The sequence below is a fragment of the Peribacillus sp. NJ11 genome (genome assembly GCF_030348405.1).
In the GTDB taxonomy this organism is placed as follows: domain Bacteria; phylum Bacillota; class Bacilli; order Bacillales; family DSM-1321; genus Peribacillus.
The window spans coordinates 3317823-3332796 of sequence record NZ_JAUCFO010000001.1; the positions used below are offsets into that span (position 1 = coordinate 3317823).

Annotated in this window: 14 protein-coding genes; 12 read left to right on the forward strand and 2 right to left on the reverse strand. The window is 38.8% G+C overall.

Annotated features, from left to right (window positions below):
* Positions 1-12 precede the first annotated feature (12 nt).
* The gene (locus QUF86_RS16405) at positions 13-1404 is read left to right on the forward strand and encodes a solute carrier family 23 protein (RefSeq protein ID WP_289334888.1); all 1392 of its coding nucleotides are present in this window, start codon (positions 13-15) and stop codon (positions 1402-1404) included.
* The gene (locus QUF86_RS16410) at positions 1401-2840 is read left to right on the forward strand and encodes an NAD-dependent succinate-semialdehyde dehydrogenase (RefSeq protein ID WP_289334889.1); all 1440 of its coding nucleotides are present in this window, start codon (positions 1401-1403) and stop codon (positions 2838-2840) included. The genes QUF86_RS16405 and QUF86_RS16410 overlap by 4 nt, the downstream gene beginning before the upstream one ends.
* Positions 2841-3054: 214 nt before the next feature.
* Here the strand turns inward: QUF86_RS16410 and anmK are convergent, their stop codons facing one another.
* Together anmK and QUF86_RS16420 are read right to left on the reverse strand one after the other, a co-directional pair.
* Positions 3055-4218, reverse strand: a complete 1164-nt coding sequence (gene anmK / locus QUF86_RS16415) for an anhydro-N-acetylmuramic acid kinase AnmK (RefSeq protein ID WP_289334890.1) — start codon at positions 4216-4218, stop codon at positions 3055-3057.
* A gap of 163 nt (positions 4219-4381) precedes the next feature.
* Positions 4382-5992, reverse strand: coding sequence for a glycoside hydrolase family 10-like protein (locus tag QUF86_RS16420; protein ID WP_289334891.1), 1611 nt, complete (start codon positions 5990-5992; stop codon positions 4382-4384).
* A gap of 310 nt (positions 5993-6302) precedes the next feature.
* Between QUF86_RS16420 and murQ the strand changes: the two genes are divergently transcribed.
* The 10 genes from murQ to QUF86_RS16470 all read left to right on the forward strand — a co-directional run bounded on the left by murQ (position 6303) and on the right by QUF86_RS16470 (position 14862).
* Positions 6303-7196: an N-acetylmuramic acid 6-phosphate etherase gene (murQ, locus tag QUF86_RS16425; protein WP_289334893.1), complete on the forward strand. Its 894-nt coding sequence runs from the start codon at positions 6303-6305 to the stop codon at positions 7194-7196.
* Positions 7197-7235: 39 nt separating this feature from the next.
* Positions 7236-7541, forward strand: coding sequence for a PTS sugar transporter subunit IIB (locus tag QUF86_RS16430; RefSeq protein WP_289315947.1), 306 nt, complete (start codon positions 7236-7238; stop codon positions 7539-7541).
* A 50-nt stretch (positions 7542-7591) separates the two neighbouring features.
* The gene (locus QUF86_RS16435; RefSeq protein ID WP_289315948.1) at positions 7592-8881 is read left to right on the forward strand and encodes a PTS sugar transporter subunit IIC; all 1290 of its coding nucleotides are present in this window, start codon (positions 7592-7594) and stop codon (positions 8879-8881) included.
* A 77-nt stretch (positions 8882-8958) separates the two neighbouring features.
* The gene (locus QUF86_RS16440) at positions 8959-9243 is read left to right on the forward strand and encodes a hypothetical protein (protein WP_289315949.1); all 285 of its coding nucleotides are present in this window, start codon (positions 8959-8961) and stop codon (positions 9241-9243) included.
* 56 nt (positions 9244-9299) lie between these two features.
* Positions 9300-10640, forward strand: coding sequence for a 6-phospho-beta-glucosidase (locus QUF86_RS16445; protein ID WP_289336239.1), 1341 nt, complete (start codon positions 9300-9302; stop codon positions 10638-10640).
* A gap of 67 nt (positions 10641-10707) precedes the next feature.
* The gene (locus QUF86_RS16450) at positions 10708-11037 is read left to right on the forward strand and encodes a PTS lactose/cellobiose transporter subunit IIA (protein ID WP_289315950.1); all 330 of its coding nucleotides are present in this window, start codon (positions 10708-10710) and stop codon (positions 11035-11037) included.
* 18 nt (positions 11038-11055) lie between these two features.
* Positions 11056-12141 carry a DUF871 domain-containing protein gene (locus QUF86_RS16455; RefSeq protein WP_289315951.1) on the forward strand — a complete coding sequence of 362 codons (1086 nt, stop codon included), beginning with the start codon at positions 11056-11058 and terminating at the stop codon, positions 12139-12141.
* Positions 12142-12198: 57 nt separating this feature from the next.
* Positions 12199-13095: an N-acetylglucosamine kinase gene (locus tag QUF86_RS16460; protein ID WP_289334894.1), complete on the forward strand. Its 897-nt coding sequence runs from the start codon at positions 12199-12201 to the stop codon at positions 13093-13095.
* Between the two features lie 25 nt (positions 13096-13120).
* Complete coding sequence (locus QUF86_RS16465; RefSeq protein WP_289315953.1) at positions 13121-13987, forward strand: MurR/RpiR family transcriptional regulator; 867 nt, start codon at positions 13121-13123, stop codon at positions 13985-13987.
* A 146-nt stretch (positions 13988-14133) separates the two neighbouring features.
* A complete protein-coding gene (locus tag QUF86_RS16470) occupies positions 14134-14862 on the forward strand; it encodes a GntR family transcriptional regulator (RefSeq protein WP_289334895.1) in 729 nt (242 codons plus the stop codon).
* Positions 14863-14974 lie beyond the last annotated feature (112 nt).

Sequence of the window (14974 nt, forward strand, 5' to 3'; positions counted from 1 at the left end):
GGAGGAAACATTATGAAATGGAAAAACCGTCGCTACGGAGAAGAGACATCATATATACCTGCGGGACCCTTTAAAATTAGATTGCCATTTCTCCATTATCGGTTTGAATGGCCGGACTATGTTCAAGGACTATTGATGTGTGCAGTTGACCTTGGAGCGATTACACTGCTTGCAGACCATCTAGGTATGCCTTTTGATGTGGCTCTAGCCGTCGTTGTCTTAAATGGATTATTATATTTAGCACATCATTTACTCGGAGACCCAGTTATACCAGGTTGGATTACACCGGCGGTTCCATTGCTTGTATTGTTTGTCGGGCAATTTCCGGAAGGACCTGATCGGGTCTATGCACTCGTTGCGTTTCAATTGACATTGGGTATCTTATCGATATTACTAGGAATGACCGGACTTGCGAGTAAGGTCGTTCGATTAGTGCCGAATGCAATCAAATCAGGAATTATTTTAGGTGCTGGTATCGGTGCTGTCGTTTCCATTTTCGAAGTGGGTGGAAAGTTTGATTTATTTCCTTATACAATAAGCATTTGTATCGGTTTTGCCTTTTATCTACTTTTTTCAAAAAGTTTTGGAAAATTAAAAATGCGAAATAAAGCTTGGGTATTTTTAGGTAATTTAGGGATATTGCCAGCTATCTTGCTCGCGGTCTTTGTAGCCCCGATTTTTGGAGAAGCAAAATGGCCTAATATTCAATGGGGATTCAGCAGTCCGGATTTTGCTACGCTTTGGTCAGACTATACTGTTTTTGGTTTGGGATTTCCTGCCATGACCTTCTTTTTAAGTGCGATTCCAGCTGTTTTTGCTACTTATTTAGTCGTATTCGGGGATGTACTGAAAACGAAAGCGTTGCTTTCTGAATCCGATGAGGTCAGGGAAGATGAAAAAGTGGACTATAATCCAAACAGAGCTCATTTAATTTTTGGTGGCCGAAATGTGATCATGAGTTTTATCGGACCTGATATTACAATGTGTGGTCCGTTGTGGGCAGCCATGCATGTCGTAGTTGTGGAACGGTTCAAGAATGGCAAGAAAGCAATGAATTCTTTCTTTGGCGGTGCTGGCTCATTCCGTTGGGGTACTAATACAGGATTATTCTTATTGCCGGTCGTCAGCTTAGTGGAACCAATTCTAGGTGTTGCATTGGCCTTAACACTTTTGGTTCAGGGATATGTTAGCGTACGCGTAGGTGTAATGCAGGCGAAGAGCCAACGCGACCTGGGAATTGCAGGGGTAGTTGCTGCCATCCTAGTTATAAAAGGTGCTGGAATGGCGTTTGCTGCAGGAATCCTATTATGTGCCCTTTTATATGGAAAGGACTTTTTCAAAGGAGAAAATGATAATACTTTTACAGATAATGAAGAAGAAGAAGAGGAGATTAAAGCGGGATGAAAAAAGTAGTGGAAAAATGGCCAATTTATATTAACGGCGAACGCATTCATACAGAACACCATTTTGTAGTAGAAAATCCAGCAACACTGGAGCCTGTGGGCTATGTTCCGGACGCTAATGAAAAAGAGGCAAAGGCTGCTGTGGATGCAGCTCAAGCTGCCTTTCTGACTTGGTCGAAAACAAGTGCTTATCATAGGGCGGAATTACTTGAGAAGTGGTACACAATCATTGAGAACAGGCTGGATGAAATCGCGACAATCATGACACTGGAACAAGGAAAGCCATTGGCCGAGGCAAAAGGTGAAATGAAATATGCTTCTAGTTTCGTGAAATGGTTTGCTGAAGAAGCAAAGCGTAACTACGGGGAAATCATACCAGCCTCCGTTGCTTCAAAGCGTATTTTAGTGCAAAAGCAGGCGGTGGGTGTCGTTGCTGCCATTACCCCATGGAATTTTCCGGCTGCCATGATCACGAGGAAAGTTGCGCCAGCCCTTGCTGCGGGATGTACCGTCGTCATCAAACCCGCAGAACAAACGCCTTTGACCGCTTTGCTGTTAGTTGAAAGTGCCCATGAAGCAGGCATTCCAGACGGCGTAATAAATATTGTAACAACCCAAAAACCGGGAGATGTGTCTGACGTGTGGATGAATGATTCACGTGTAAAAAAGATTACATTCACTGGCTCCACTCCTGTAGGGAAACATCTAATGAAAAAGGCGGCGGAAACTGTTAAAAAAGTCTCACTTGAACTCGGTGGATTGGCTCCGTTCATCATTGCTGAAGATGCGAATATCGAAGAAGCCGTAAAAGGTTTGATTCAATCGAAATTCAGGAATGCCGGACAAACATGTATTTGTGCGAACCGAATTTTCGTCCATGAGACGATCGAGCAGCCGTTTTTACAAGCTTTTGAAGAAGCTGTTTTAACCTTGAAGGTTGGAAATGGAATGGATGGAACCGATCTTGGTCCACTGATAGATGGAGCCGCCGTAAAAAAAGTCCAGCTTCAATTGGAGGATGCTAAAAGTAAAGGAGCTTTCATCCATAAAACCTCCAAATTCGAAGAAAAACAAGGCTATTTCATCGCACCAGCAATTCTTTCCAAAGTAACGGATGATATGTTGTGCATGCAGGAAGAAACGTTTGGGCCAATTGCCCCTGTCAGCACATTTAAAACCGATCAAGAAGCAATAGATCGAGCCAATAACACAAACTTTGGCTTGGCAGCTTATGTGTATACGGAGTCATTAAATAAAGCAGTTACCTATTCGGATGGTCTTGAATATGGAATTGTCGGTATTAATGACAGTGCCCCATCCACTGCCCAAGCACCATTTGGCGGCATGAAGGAAAGTGGCTTAGGTAGAGAAGGGGGACACTTCGGCATGGATGAATATTTAGAAGTGAAGTATGTATCTCTGCTGCTTGGCAATTAAATAAATAGAAGAGTTCGCCTGATTCTTCAGGCATTCAAAAAAAAGAGTAGAAGGAACATCAAATATCGATGTGCCTTTTACTCTTTTTCAATAGTTAATAAGTTTTTTACCTTTTACAATTGTGAAAAAGTAATATAAATTTGAGTTGCAATCCATTTAGGATAACGTTGTTTTTCTTCATATATCTGCTTCCCAATATAATATTACACTTTGTTTACTTCTTAATTCGATGTGTTGAAGGAGGGAAGGTCATGTTTCCAAGGATGACATCGATGTTAGCGCCGGTAGCCTTGGGAACGTTACTTGCATGACCATGAAAAGTCTCATTTGCCAGTAGCGCAAAGGCCACCGCTTCTTTTGCTTCAGAAGAGTATCCCAACTCTTCTTGAGTCAAGACTTGAATGGAATTTCCAAGTAATGATTGGATCATATTTAATAACGTTTTATTGTAGCTGCCACCGCCGCCAATAATCACTTCTTCTATATTGGTTTTAGGAAAGATGAACTTTCGATAATTCTCAACAATAGACTTTGCTGTGAACATCGTTACTGTTGCTAAAATATCTTGGCTTGGAAGTGATTCAAACATCTTTAATAGTTTTACGACATATTGCTTGCCAAACAATTCTCTACCGGTTGATTTTGGTGGAGGGCTCATAATATAAGGATGACTGATGCAATAAGATAAAAGTTCGTCATTAATTTGTCCTTGTTTAGCTATTTTACCACCTTCATCATATTTTACATGGAACAATTGTCGGCATACTTCATCAATGATCATATTCCCAGGCCCTGTATCAAAAGCATACATGTCATCCAGAGATGCTTGCTTGGGTAAGACGGTTACATTTCCAATGCCCCCTATGTTTTGAAGTAATCTTCCCTTCGTTTCGCTTCTATAAAGAATATACTCGGTAAAAGGAACAAGCGGAGCTCCTTGTCCTCCTGCAGCCATGTCCATCGTACGGAAGTTAGATATGACAGGAGTGTTTGTATCATGAGCTATCACTGCAGCTTCCCCAATTTGCAACGTGGAGGGAATCCAATTTTGTTCTTGTAAGGGCTGGTGGTATATGGTTTGTCCATGGGATCCAACAAGATCCAGTTTATTAATGGGAAATCCGGCTTTAAGACAAACTTCCTTTACTGCATTGGCAAATAATTTTCCTAATTTAAAATTCAAACTGCAAATTAACTGCACATTGGATGTGTCTACCGATAAAGACTGCATAATTTCTTTTTCAACATCTTTTGGAAAAGGGTATGTTATGAACTCAATCATTTCCATTTCAGTCTCTAGTCCACTATTATCCACCCGAACAAGTGCGGCATCAATTCCATCCAGTGATGTTCCGGACATTAACCCTACTATGTACATAGTCTTCCACCTACTTTAATTGACTTTTATAATCCTGATTTGCGATTTTTTGCAACAGTAAATGATACTAAAGATAAGACCATTCCTGCCTGTTGTTCATGCATACCTTACGTCATTGTTCACTTACATGCTCCACTTTAACGGTTAGGCGATAACTTGATGATTATTTTACTTTTATTTTAATCTGTTTAGTTTGTTTGCTTTCATTGTGTGTACGGTCCAAGGCAGTCACAACATATGTGTAAGTCTTTCCTTTTACTACAGTCCCATCATTAAATAATTGACGGTTTTTCTCTTTATGCACTGTAGCCAGTAAATTCGTTGAGTCTTCTATGCTTCCTTTTTTCTTTCCATCAAAACGATAAATGGCATAATAGGATGCATCCGATTGCTTGTGATCGTTAATTTCAAATTGTATTCCATCTCCTGCTTGTGTTGCCTTGCTTACCTTTGGAGCCTTTGGAGCATGATCATCAATCCAAGGCATGGCTGGAACCAATGCGGGATGTTTATAAATATCCTCGCTTAAGCGATCTGCTATCCCAAGGGGGTTTTTCCGTAAATCTTTGGCACTGAAATGCATGCTTCCATCAAATTCCTCATATGTTCGATTCAGTTTTAACTGGTTGGGCATTTCTTCAGGATTGAACCAGTTTTGTACACCATTGGACTCTGTATTAATTTTATAGTCTCCTTGTCCAATATAGAGTTGAACATTTTTACCTTCTACTTCTTTTGTCCACCAATCAAGAAGTTTGGCATAGTCAGCTACTGGCAATCCTATATTCCAATATAATTGGGGGGCAATATAATCAATGTATCCATTATTGATCCACGTTCTGGTATCCGCATATAAATCATCGTAATTCGTTTGCCCGGCAGCAGTGTCAGACCCTGTGGGATCAACTGCTTTGTTGCGCCAAACTCCAAATGGACTAATACCAAACTTCACATATGACTTTTCTGCCTTGATTTCTTCATTTATATGCTTAACAAGGTTATTTACATTATCCCTGCGCCAATCTTCTATATTTGTAAATCTGTCTGCTCCATATTTTTGATAGGAATGTTCATCCGGGAAAGGTACTCCTGCAATCTTGTAAGGATAGAAATAATCGTCCATATGAACTGCATCGATATCATAATTCTTAACAACTTCCATTATTCCATCGATAACAAACCGCTGTACGCCAGGAATGCCTGGGTTAAAGTACAATTGTTGTCCATATGGTATGACCCAATCCGGGTGCTTTCTAGCAGGATGGGATTCTGGAAGATTATCAATATCCGACATTTCGGCTGTTTTACCTAAAGGCATAGTTATGCGGTATGGATTAAACCACGCATGAAATTCCATATTACGATCATGTGCTGCTTCAACCATGAATGCAAGAGGGTCGTACCCAGGATCTTTTCCTTGAACTCCTGTTAAATATTTTGACCAGAGACCGTATTCAGAAGGATAAAAAGCATCTGCAGTGGGTTTGATTTGCATAACGACAGCATTCATGCCCATTGCTTTTTGTTCATCCAAGTATTTTATGAATTCTTCTTTCTGTGCTGATACGGATAAACCAGGTTTGGATGGCCAGTCAATATTTAACACACTTGCAATCCAAGTTGCGCGCAGTTCCTGTTTTATATAAGTTGTTTGCTGAGGGATAGTCCCTGATTCTGCAGTTGCAATCAAGTCAGATGGAAGGAGAAGCGATCCTCCCACCAAAGCGGTTAGCGCCAATGAACCTAATTTTCTCTTTGTAACTCTTTCATTCATCAATAGTACAACCTCATTTCATTACTAATATTTATATTTAATTATTTGTAAGCGTTAACAAATAAAGAATATATCAAATTGTCACCTATCTAAATGAAGATTATGTCTAATCAATAAAAGAATCATAGGATTCATGTAATAGCCAGTCGTTTACATTTTTAGTAGAAAGTTATAAATCATTTATGTATCTACGTTTATTTTAAAATTAATTTTTAAAAATGTATACACAATATTGAAATAAAATTTTAATAGTGATATATTCACTATAGCAAAAAAAGTTTCACCACTTTCACCACTGAATAAAAAAAGGATGATTTGTATGCTAGGGCATTTAACGACAGAGCGTCGTAATGAAAAGACCATGAGTTTAGATGAAATGAATACACTTGAATTGTTAGAGGTGATGAACGAGGAAGACATAAAAGTTGCCCATTGTGTAAAAAAAGAACTTCCGCAAATTTCCAAAGCAGTGGAGATGATCGTTGCAGCTATGAATAAAAATGGCAGATTAATTTACATGGGTGCAGGTACAAGTGGGCGCATCGGTTTATTGGATGCAGTGGAATGTCCCCCAACATTCAATACCGATCCAAGTGAAGTAGTGGGTCTTATAGCTGGCGGGGAAAAGGCTTTCATTAAAGCGGTTGAAGGTGCAGAAGACAGTTTTGAATTAGGTCCTGAAGATTTAAAGAAAATCGAATTGACGAATAAGGACGTTGTAGTAGGCATTGCGGCCAGTGGACGCACTCCATATGTTATTGCGGGCTTGGAATATGCCAATCAAGTTGGTGCAGGAACAGTGTCTATAAGCTGTAACAAAGGTTCAGAGATAGGTAAAATTGCAAAAGTTGCGATTGAAGTAGTAAACGGGCCTGAAGTCCTGACGGGTTCGACACGTTTAAAAGCTGGAACATCTCAAAAGTTAGTATGCAACATGCTTTCAACAGCTTCAATGGTTGGAGTGGGAAAGGTTTATGGGAATTTAATGGTAGATTTACAGTTAACAAATGAAAAGCTGGTTGAACGTGCAAAACGTATTATCATGGACGCTACTGACTGTAGTTATGAAGTTGCAGATGAATTTTTAGAAAAGGCACATGATCAGCCTAAAGTTGCAATTGTCATGATTTTAACGAATGTTTCATATGAAGAAGCATCAAATCGTTTAGAAAAGGCAAATGGTTTCATAAGGAAAACGATTTAACTTCTTTTTATAAAAAATAAAAAATTGGAGGAACAAATAATGAAGGTACTATTCGTATGTTCAGGTGGAATGTCAAGTGCTATCGTTGTAAGCGCTTTAAAAAAAGAAGGGGAAAAACAGGGGGTAAATATCGAAGTATTGGCGGTCGGAACTCAAGAATTTGATGCAGAGGTACGTAACGGTTGGGATGTGGCAATGGTAGCTCCACAAGTCAAACATCGTTTCGATGGCTTTAAGGCATCTGCCGATGAAGCAGGTGTCCCATGTGAAGCCATTCCAGCTCAAGCCTACAGTCCTCTTGGTGGACCTAAGTTACTAAAACTTGTAACAGAACTAGCAAAATAATAATCTAACTCTATTTCTTTTCAATCAAACGTAAAAGGGGAAAACGACGAATGGACAAGTTTGTAGCTTTTTTAGAAAATAATCTTTCAACACCCATGGCAAAATTGTCTGAGCAAAAACATTTACGCGCAATTCGCGATGGTGTGGTTTCTGCGTTACCGTTCATTATCTTTGGGAGTTTATTTTTGATCATTGCATTCCCGCCCGTTGCAGCAGATAGTGCCGTAGGTGAATGGGCTGCAAAACACATAGCTGAAATTTTAATACCATATCGATTAACGATGTTTATCATGACTCTATATATTACTTTTGGTATAGGCTACAGTTTATCTCAAAGCTATAAACTTGATCCCCTATCTGGAGGTTTACTATCATTGGCAGCCTTCTTGTTCACAATAGGAGTAAAAATGATGGATGGTGTGGGGTTTGTTTTGCCAATGACAAATCTCGGAGGCCATGGCCTTTTTGTAGGAATGCTCGTATCCATTTTTGCAGTCGAAATTTTACGTCTATGTAAGACCAAAAATATCACAATTAAAATGCCGGATTCTGTTCCAACTTCAGTAGCCCGGTCATTTGAAGCATTAATACCAGTTACAATTGTACTACTTGTCATGACCTTGATTACAGTCGTTTTTGCTGTTGATTTACATTCACTTGTTGATAAAGCGGTTGCACCACTCATCAGTGCAGGCGATACCTTGCCAGGTGTATTAATTCCAGTGTTTTTGATTACATTCTTCTGGTCATTTGGTATTCATGGCGTATCAGTGGTAGGTGCCGTTGCTCGTCCAGTTTGGGAAGTGTACTTAGCGAATAACTCAGCAGCAGTTGCAGCTGGGAAGACAATTCCCCACATAGCTCCTGAAACATTCTTCCAATGGTTTATTTGGATTGGTGGCTCTGGTGCAACATTGGGTTTAGTAATTGCTATGCTCTTGACGGCAAAGTCTACCTATAGTAAAGCGATGGGGAAAGCAACAATTGTTCCAAGCATTTTTAACATCAATGAACCTGTTATCTTTGGGATGCCTATTGTATTGAACCCAATATTGATCATTCCATTTATCATAACACCGCTAATTGGTGCGACACTTGCATATGTAGCAACGTCCGTTGGGCTGGTGAACCCTACTTATGTAATGGTTCCCTGGACATTGCCTGCTCCAATAGGTGCCTACCTTTCAACAGGCGGTGATTGGAGGGCCATTGTTCTCGTGATGGTTAATTTAACAATTTCCGTCATTATTTATCTGCCATTCTTCAAAATGTACGATAAAAAGCTTTTGGCGCAGGAAAACATGGTAGAAACAACAGATAATAAAAATATCGCTTTATAAGGAATTTTTAAAAGGGGGAGTTTGGGACTTAAAGCTCCAAACTCCCTTTAAAATAATTGAGAGAGGGAGGAAAGGGCATGAATTCAACATCCAGAATTCACTTTTTTAGTTACAAAAGTGCCTTTCTATTTTTTAGCTTTATTCTTGTTTTTAATTTTATCTTTAACACATTAATGAATGCTTTGGAGATAGATAAACAATTATCACTGTACCTAGGAAATACCTTTGCCATAAGCGCAGGATTGACGATGGTTGTTTGTTTTGTTGAAGGTAAGTTTAAAAACAAGAAACAAGCATCACTATTGTTCTTGTCTTTATTAGCGGTAAGCGCACTGGTCTGTTATGCAATTATCTATAAATAAATGAAAATGGCCGATATGAAATAAATGCTAACGCATGAGGTGTTAGGAGAATGGAAATGAACAAAGGGGTAAAAATTGTCACAATTGGTGGAGGGTCCAGTTATACACCAGAATTAATCGAAGGTTTTATTAAACGATTTGATGAGTTGCCTATTAGGGAACTGTGGCTAGTGGATATTGAAGCAGGAAAAGAAAAACTTGAGATTGTAGGGACCTTGGCAAGGCGAATGGTTGAAAAAGCAGGGATTCCAATGGAAATACATTTAACATTAGAACGCCGTCAAGCCTTGCAAAATGCTGATTTTGTCACAACGCAAATGAGAGTGGGATTACTTGATGCACGAATCAAGGACGAGCGTATCCCATTGGAACTTGGATTGATTGGTCAAGAAACGAATGGCGCAGGTGGATTGTCCAAAGCATTACGAACTATACCTATTCTTCTGGAAATTGCAGAAGAAATGCAAGAGCTATGCCCTTGTGCATGGTTAATTAATTTCACGAACCCAGCGGGGATGGTAACCGAAGCCCTTCTTCGCTACAGCGAGCATAAAAAAGTCATTGGGGTATGCAATGTACCTTTTAATATGCATATGTCCATTTCTAACATGCTGGGTGTTGAAATGAAGAGAGTTCACATAGATTTCGCTGGGTTAAACCACTTGGTATACGGGATGCATGTGTTCGTTGATGATCAAGAAGTAACAGATAAAGTGCTTGAAATGCTGGGTAATCCAGAAATTCAGATGACTATGAAGAATATTGCTCCTCTGGCTTGGAATAGAAGATTTTTGAAATCTTTAGGTGTGGTGCCTTGCCCGTACCATCGCTATTATTACAAAACAAAAACGATTTTAGAAGAAGAGCTGGAAGCATTCAAAGCAGGGAAAACTCGAGCTGAAATCGTGAAAAAATTAGAAGAAGGTTTGTTTGACCTATACAAAGATGAAACCCTTGACATCAAGCCTCCACAATTAGAGCAACGTGGTGGAGCTTACTATAGCGATGCAGCGTGCAACGTCATTTCTTCTATTTATAATGATAAAAAAGACATTCAAGTGTTAAATGTCCAAAACAAAGGATCGCTTACTGATATTGATTATGATTCAGCAGTCGAAGTGAGCTGTATCGTCACCAAAAATGGACCAATTCCTTTGACAATGGGTAAATTACCCGTACAAGTGCAAGGCTTAATACAACAGATCAAATCATTTGAAAGGATAGGTGCTGAGGCAGCTGTTACAGGTTCGTATGATAAAGCGTTATTAGCTTTAACGATCAACCCACTTATTCCAAGTGATGATCTAGCTGAATTGGTTTTACAAAAACTTTTAAAGGCGCATGAAGAATACTTGCCGCGATTCTTCAATGAAAGTACAGTTTCTTACATCCAGTGAAGAGTTTTCAACCATGAATATGGAATACAGGAATCTAATAATCTAACATAAATAGGAGTGTAATGATATGTCAACTGAAATGAACAATAACGAAATGGAAATTTTTGAAATAATATCACATAGCGGAAATGCTAGAGGATTAGCATTCGAAGCATTGAAAGAAGCGGAAGAATTTAATTTTGAAAAAGCAGAGGAACTAATTAAACAGGGTCAGGAAGAATTGAACTTGGCCCATAAGACACAAACCAAGCTAATTCAAGCAGAATTGAATGGAGTTCCAAGTGAAAAAACTTTATTGATGATTCATGCTCAGGACCACTTGATGACGGCAATGAGTGAACAAAAACTAATTGAACATATGATCCGCATTGTAAAAAAGCTAGCCCCACAACAGTAAAGAAGAGGTGATTAAACAATGGGCAAACTCGGTATATCCATCTATCCAGAACATTCAACCGTAGAGAAAGACATCGAATACATTGCACTTGCACACAAATATGGATTCAAAAAGATCTTTACTTGCTTGCTTTCTGTTGAAGGTGACAAAGAGAAGATTTTAAAAGAATTTAAAGAAACGATTGTATATGCCAATCAATTGAATATGGAAGTGATGGTCGATATTGCACCCCGGGTATTTGGGGCGCTAGGCATTTCTTATAATGACTTATCGTTTTTTGCAGAATTAGGTGCGTATGGAATCAGGCTGGACATGGGTTTTACAGGTAACGAAGAGTCGATTATGACACATAATCCCTATGATCTGAAAATTGAAATAAACATGAGCAACGCAACGAAATATTTAGAAAATATTATGGATTACAAACCTAATAAAGAAAATTTAGTTGGATCACATAACTTCTATCCGCATCGCTATGCGGGATTGAGCTATCCTCATTTTATAAAATGCTGTGAGTCATTCAAAAAGCATAATATCCGCACGGCAGCTTTCATTAGCTCACATGCAGCAACTTACGGACCTTGGCCGATTACGGAAGGATTATGTACATTAGAAATGCACCGGGAATTGCCCATTACAACACAAGCGAAACACTTGTATGCGACAGGATTAATCGATGATGTAATTATTGCAAATGCCTACGCCTCCGAAGATGAACTGAAACAGCTTAGCCTGTTGAACAGCGGTCTGTTAACATTTAATGTTAACCTTCACGAAACCATGACAGATTTAGAGAAAAAAATAGTATTGGAAGAATTTCATTTTTACCGTGGAGATGTATCCGATTATCTTATTCGGTCGACTCAATCACGCGTAAAATATAAGAGCGAAGATTTTAAACCAACATTTACGCCTGATATTAGACGCGGTGATATATTAATTGAAAATGAGCTCTACGGACAATATAAAGGGGAATTGCAGATTGCATTGAAAGAAATGAAGAACTCAGGGAAAACAAATGTAGTCGGAAGAATAGCAGAAGAGGAAATTTTTCTGTTAGATTATTTGGAGCCATGGGGGAAATTCCAATTCAATATTAATTGAGAATCTTCAGGGAAGGAACATTAATATTCCTTCCTTTTTTTTGAATAGGAGAATGATATGGATTATATTATCGGTGTTGACGGTGGTGGCACAAAAACTGAAGCAGTGGCTTACGATTTAGCGGGTAATAAAATAAGTGAAGGCAAAGCGGGGTATGGAAACCTGCTTATAAATGAAAAACAAGCCATCGCTAACATTATTCAGGCAATTGAAAAATGCGTAGCTGCTATTAATAATGGAAGTTGCCGTTACATTTGCTTAGGATTGGCTGGGTATGGAGGAGTGGAAAATCAACAGGGTATAAAAAGTGCAATAAGCAGCGCATTTAATACTCCCTTTACCATTGTAAATGATGGAATTATCGCTCATGCTGCTTTACTAAAAGGAAAAGATGGCATTTTGACCATATCCGGAACGGGATCTGTAAGTATCGGCATCCATAATGGTATTGAGAAATCGGCTGGCGGCTGGGGACACATTCTTGGGGATGAAGGAAGTGGCTATTGGATCGCGATGCAAGCTTTTATAAAAATGACGAAAGAAGAGGATGAAGGATCTAATTATAGCCATTTAACCGAGTCAATACTTAAAAAACTGGGCTACCACAGTGTTATGGAACTGAAGAAATTCATTTATTCCGCGACGAAAGCCGAGATTGCTGCGTTTGTCCCCCTGATTGTCCAACAGGCGGATGCAGGCGATGATTTCTCGCAAAATATCCTTAGTCAGGCAGGATACCACCTTTCCAAAAAGACGCTTGAGGTTATCAATAAGTTAAAGTTAAGCGAGAATGTTACAATTGCAATTAAAGGTAGCATATTAACAAATATACCATTGGTTCAAAGCTCTTACATTAACCATATTAAACTTGAGAACCCAAAAGTGAAATTTGTTTTAGAAGACGTATCTGCTACCTTAGGTTGTTACTACATAGCAATGGAGCAGTTAAAGTAAGTAAAAATCAAGGAGATTACATCATATGCAAGTCGAAAATATTATCCTAAGAATTGAAAGTTTATTGAACCAATTGCCAAAATCAGAAAGGAAAATTGCACAATATATCTTAGAAAATCCAAATGATATTATCAGAATGACGATACATGAATTAGCTGATCATGCCAATGCCAGCAGTTCAGCTGTAACGAGATTTTGTCATTCCATAAAAGTAAACAGTTTTTCTGAACTAAAGGTTTCTTTATCATCCCTCATTTCCCAACCGGAGAAAAAAGGATTCCATGACATTGAGCCTAATGAACCAATAGCGTCCATTAAAAATAAAATAGTGTCCAACTCCGTACAAGCCATACAAGAAACTGCACATTATTTGGATGAGGTCGTTCTTGACAATATTATTGAAACCATGAGGAGTGCAGATGTAATTTATGTCTATGGACTAGGAGCATCATGGCTCGTTGCTGAAGATATTACACAGAAATGGTTACGGTTAGGAAAGATTGTAAGTGCCAATCAAGACCCGCATATTACGGCCACTGCGCTTGCTGCTTCATCAAAGAATACCGTTTTTTTCTGTATATCCAATAGTGGCGAAACTGAAGAGATTCTGGAACTCGTTGATATAGCGAAAGCATATGGAATTAAAACAATTGGTTTATCACGATTGGGGGACAATGGATTAACTGAAAAAGTTGATATGTCCCTCCAGCATGTACGTGCACCAGAGGCTAAATTCCGAAGTGCAGCAACAAGTTCGCTTTTTGCACAATTTCTAACGGTCAGCATTATTTTCTATGCGTATGTTTCAAAATTCTATAATGAAAATAAAAATGAAATTGAACGTTCAAGGGAATCTGTATTGAAATTCACAAAAAGGAATTTGGATACTTAGAAACATGAATCTAATCTACAGGAATTTTTATCGTGTTAAAAAGCATGGATCGAACAAGATTATTACTAACTGTATTTTAGCTTGAGATGTTTCCGATCAGGATGCCTTGTAAAATTACATCACTATGGAAGGAAGATTTACGCTAAATGATCCAAAAGAATTCTCTGAGTCCCCTTTATTATCAACTTGAAGAGGAGATTAAAGAAGCGATTCAAAAACTTGAATTGGCGCCAGGAGAGATGATTCCTTCAGAAAAAGAATACACCGAAAAATATGAAATAAGCAGGATGACAGTGAGACAGGCCATTTCGAACCTTGTGAATGATGGTTATTTATATAGGCAGCGCGGAAAAGGAACATTCGTTGCCCAACAAAAATTGGAGCAACCCTTGCAAGGATTAACAAAATTTTCAGAGGATATGATTTCAAGAGGATTTGAACCCAGTACACGAGTTATCAGTTTTAACGAGGTCAAAGCCGATGATGATCTTGCTGCGAAGCTTGAGGTTGAAGCAGGAAATCCTATTTTCGAACTGATACGTGTTAGGCTTGCGGATCAGTTGCCGATGGCATATGAAAGACTATACATACCAAAAGACCTTGCCCCGGATTTAACGGAAGAAATAGCCTTAACCTCCATTCAAGACTATGTTCAAAAAACGTTTGGCTTTAAAATTCAGCATAGCAGACAGGTGATTGAAGCCTCCATCGCTCAAAAAAACGAGGCGGAAATACTTGAAGTAATTGAAGGTTCCCCGGTATTGCTGATTGAACGAAGAAGCACCCTGGATTCCAATATACCACTTGGGGTAGTCAAATCGGTCTACCGGGCTGATCGATATAAATTCAGAATTAATTTGGAGCGACTATCTTAAGCGATAAAAGACAGTAGTAAGAATGCCACTATTAAAGGGATAATATAAAAGCTAAAAAGCCTATCTCCTAGATCTAAAGTGAGATAGGCTTTTCTTTTTTTCTTTTTCTAAT

Coding starts and splice junctions, on each gene's coding strand:
- QUF86_RS16405 (WP_289334888.1), top strand. CDS start 13: ATGAAATGGAAAAACCGTCGCTACGGAGAAGAGACATCATATATACCT.
- QUF86_RS16410 (WP_289334889.1), top strand. CDS start 1,401: ATGAAAAAAGTAGTGGAAAAATGGCCAATTTATATTAACGGCGAACGC.
- anmK (WP_289334890.1), bottom strand. CDS start 4,218: ATGTACATAGTAGGGTTAATGTCCGGAACATCACTGGATGGAATTGAT.
- QUF86_RS16420 (WP_289334891.1), bottom strand. CDS start 5,992: ATGAATGAAAGAGTTACAAAGAGAAAATTAGGTTCATTGGCGCTAACC.
- murQ (WP_289334893.1), top strand. CDS start 6,303: ATGATTTGTATGCTAGGGCATTTAACGACAGAGCGTCGTAATGAAAAG.
- QUF86_RS16430 (WP_289315947.1), top strand. CDS start 7,236: ATGAAGGTACTATTCGTATGTTCAGGTGGAATGTCAAGTGCTATCGTT.
- QUF86_RS16435 (WP_289315948.1), top strand. CDS start 7,592: ATGGACAAGTTTGTAGCTTTTTTAGAAAATAATCTTTCAACACCCATG.
- QUF86_RS16440 (WP_289315949.1), top strand. CDS start 8,959: ATGAATTCAACATCCAGAATTCACTTTTTTAGTTACAAAAGTGCCTTT.
- QUF86_RS16445 (WP_289336239.1), top strand. CDS start 9,300: ATGAACAAAGGGGTAAAAATTGTCACAATTGGTGGAGGGTCCAGTTAT.
- QUF86_RS16450 (WP_289315950.1), top strand. CDS start 10,708: ATGTCAACTGAAATGAACAATAACGAAATGGAAATTTTTGAAATAATA.
- QUF86_RS16455 (WP_289315951.1), top strand. CDS start 11,056: ATGGGCAAACTCGGTATATCCATCTATCCAGAACATTCAACCGTAGAG.
- QUF86_RS16460 (WP_289334894.1), top strand. CDS start 12,199: ATGGATTATATTATCGGTGTTGACGGTGGTGGCACAAAAACTGAAGCA.
- QUF86_RS16465 (WP_289315953.1), top strand. CDS start 13,121: ATGCAAGTCGAAAATATTATCCTAAGAATTGAAAGTTTATTGAACCAA.
- QUF86_RS16470 (WP_289334895.1), top strand. CDS start 14,134: ATGATCCAAAAGAATTCTCTGAGTCCCCTTTATTATCAACTTGAAGAG.